Annotated in this window: 2 protein-coding genes; both read right to left on the reverse strand. The window is 41.7% G+C overall.

From position 1 onward, the window contains the following. Positions 1-1,968, reverse strand: a 1,968-nt coding sequence (locus B0A58_RS11275) for a DUF6443 domain-containing protein (RefSeq protein ID WP_222592729.1), incomplete at its 3' end; no start/stop codon positions are given. A gap of 11 nt (positions 1,969-1,979) precedes the next feature. After that, a partial coding sequence (locus tag B0A58_RS11280; protein ID WP_165766330.1) for an RHS repeat domain-containing protein occupies positions 1,980-3,338 on the reverse strand: 1,359 nt, incomplete at its 5' end.

A 3,338-nucleotide genomic window follows, 5' to 3' on the forward strand; every position in this document is an offset into this window, starting at 1 on the left:
TGTAACCGCCATAGGCCCACCAGGCTTTTCATACACCGCCTCCAGCAATCTATTCAAATGATCATAAGAATAGCTGTATTTTCTCAATACATTGTCCGATGAAGTCCGCCAAAAAGTTTCCGAAATATTGCCGTTAAACAAAGGCGTTGCCGACACGGGTTTTTGGTAATTGATTCTAAAACTAAACAAATCCATCGGATCGCCCACTTTGCTCAAGCTATTGATGTCGTTGATGCCCGTGAGCCACCCCCTAATGTTGTACGAATAGTTCACGTTTTGTAAGCCAGTGCCAGTAGCAGCACCCCCCACTTTTTTAGCCGTTAGTTGGCCCAATTCGTCATACGAGTTGTTGGCCAATAGCTGCACCGCCCCCCCGTTTATTTGATGGGTGTGCGTCAGCAAACGGTCTTGTGCCGAGTATGTAAATGCTTCATTTACACGTATTTCTGCGTCTGTAACCGTACGTTTGTGGCGGGTTTCGGTGCTGATTGGCTTGCCCACAAAGTCCAAATTGCTGTCCGTTTGCGTGTAGCCCCCCAGGTAATGCACCGTTTTGGTTTGAATCGCTCGGGCCTTGTAATCATACAGCGTATAACTCGTTTCGCCCTTCGTGTCGGTTGCCCCTTGGCACACCCGCTCCCATGCCCCCGTGGCCAATCCCTTGGGCTTTAGGCTGTTGTTGTAATAAGCCGTACCAAAAACCGTTGGCCCATTCGGAAAATTGTAATCATCATAATAATTCACCGACAAAATTTTGAACCCCGTAGGTGCCACCACATTGCTATACCACACGCTTATGCCGTCTATCGTGCCAGCGGTGGTTTTGGATTCGTTGAGTACCGTAGCCCCGTTTTGAGCATTCTGAAGTCCCAATCGTCCCGATGTCGTAACAGTTGTGCTGGCTTGCCAACCCGTATATACAGGGCGGTTTAAGGCATCATATTTGGTAATCATCCAGCCCGTAGTACCCTCGCCAAAAGGCGAAAAAGCAGGGCCTGTGGCCACAGGGCGGTCTAGTTTGTCATATACAATAAACTCCCATTGCTTGCCAGGCAGCTTTTTTTCGACCAATCGGTTGCGGTAGTCGTAGCGGTATTGGTAGCACAAGCCCGCCATTTGGCTCGTTATGCTGGCATTGGTAACCAGTGGCGGCAGCACAAAACTCAAGTTGCCATACTGGTCATACACATAATACGTGTCGTGAGCCTCGGCGCTGTTAAACGACCGTTTGAGCACCACTTTGCCCTCCTTGTCCTTAAACTCTTGGGTCGTATTGTTGTTGCCCGCCGTCCAGTTTTCGTCCTTAGTAACGGATTTATACAACTGGTTTGCAGTATAATAGGTGTTGCCCGTAGCATTGTTTAGCACCGGTTCATACAAGCCCAAGGCGGCATTCCAAGTGGCGGTGGCCGTGTATAGTTTTACTTCGGTAGCGGTGTTGGTTTGATAGTCAAACTTGATGGTTTTGTTGCCATTCAGGGCCCACTCGTTGCCGGGTGCTGCTTGTTGCATTACACGGTTTAGGGGCGAGGCCTCCAATTGTTTTTCGCTATACGGATTTTGGTCGCCATACCAGTTTTGGTATTGGGTTATCAAATTGGTTTTGGCCGTGTTACCGTCTAGGTACTCCAGGTTGTTTTGCCCCGAGGCGTAAGGCAAATACTCTTTTGTTTGCCGGCCAAAGGCATCATATTCGATGTGTGTAATGATGTCTTTTCCCGAGTTGGATTGTTGCCCTGCAATTTGTTGTATGGGTCTGCCCAATCCGTCAAAATAAGTAATGTTTTCCACTTTTTGAGCCGCAGTAGGAGCAGGCACTAGGGTGGTTGGCACTTTGTAGGTAGTGGTTTTGATGTAGTTTTGAGACTGTGTTTGAGCCTCAAGCAACGCTGGCAAACCTACCAAAAGAGCCACAAAGGCTTTGAAAAGCCATGCCGATTGGCGTTTTTTTACAGTTGTCGATTTCATATCTTTTGGAATTAAGGTTTGTAGTGGTATTCGTTTTCAGAGAGTTTGTTGCCATTTTTGTCGGTTACGTTTTGCAAACGACCAAAAGTATCATAGTTATACCTCATGACATCGCCTTTTGGGTCGGTAATGGTGCTCACCCCAATAAGCGGTTTGTGTGTATAAGTTGTAATCATTGCCTTTTGTATTGCAGTATTGCTGCTGTTTCTCAAGGCATCAATGGCAGGCAAATTGGCTTCTGTAAGGCTGCTAATATTGGCAACACCCAAGGCGGCTGCTACTTGTGCATTTGTAGCATTTTCAAATTTGGCAATAGGCTGCGTTTTGTTGTACCCCCAAATAATGGTAACCGGCATGCCCGACTCTGGCGTATATTGTGTGAGGTTGCCACTGGTGTCGTAAAAGTCGTATGTAATTTTCTTTTCGAGTACATTAGCTTTCCCAGCATAGATAAATTGAGGGAGTAGCATGTTTTGTCCAAGAATATTTGATGTAAAGGAACCGTATTTAGTGATTTGAGAGCTTAATAAATCAGAATTATAATAATTTTCAGTTTTTAAAGGTGTATTAATCATGTTTTTCTGGCATAAAATAGAAAAATTTGGTTCAGTGCTGATAGTATTATCACAAGGATAGAAATATTTAGTTTGTAATATATTTGATTGAGTTGAATTCGTTATTTGCTCAATAGCTAATTGATTATTAGTATTATAACTAAAATTTTTAGTCAAAGTTATAGGATTTAAGCCATTCAAATCATAGCTTGTTACTTCTTCACTTGTTGGATAATAACTATATTTAAAAATTTTTATTGCAACAGCAAATAATAAGGAGTTACCATTTGGACAAAACTCACTGGAAATAATTTTTTGCTTTAAAAAATCATTAAATCGATTAGAATCATTTCTATACGTAATTTTTCTTTTCTTAATTAAAACATCTTGTTTATTAAAATCAAAAACGCCTATTGTTTTTCCTCGTTCAGACTCTTTAGAAGAATATTTCATATATATACTTTGGTTACCAGGTACCCAGCCTGTAATGCCTAACGGAGGTTCATCAAAATGAGAAATTCCGTTAATATCTGTTCCATAATTAGTAAAAAAATGTTTCGTATATGAGTTATCAAGATTTACTTCAACTACTTCATCATAACCAATATGAGAACCATTCCCTGTGGGGTTATAGTTTGCAATTGAATTTATGCTAAAAAGATAAAAAGAAAAAAGTGAATTATTGGAATTTCCTGAAGGTATATTATTAAAGCTAAATTCATATTTTGGTATTCCATTCAACACACCACTAGACGAGAGAGTATCTGGATTTAAGGTAGAATTATAACCAGTCACATAATAATATTTTCGAGTTAT

The organism is Flavobacterium branchiophilum NBRC 15030 = ATCC 35035 (assembly GCF_002217205.1).
Taxonomy (GTDB): domain Bacteria; phylum Bacteroidota; class Bacteroidia; order Flavobacteriales; family Flavobacteriaceae; genus Flavobacterium; species Flavobacterium branchiophilum.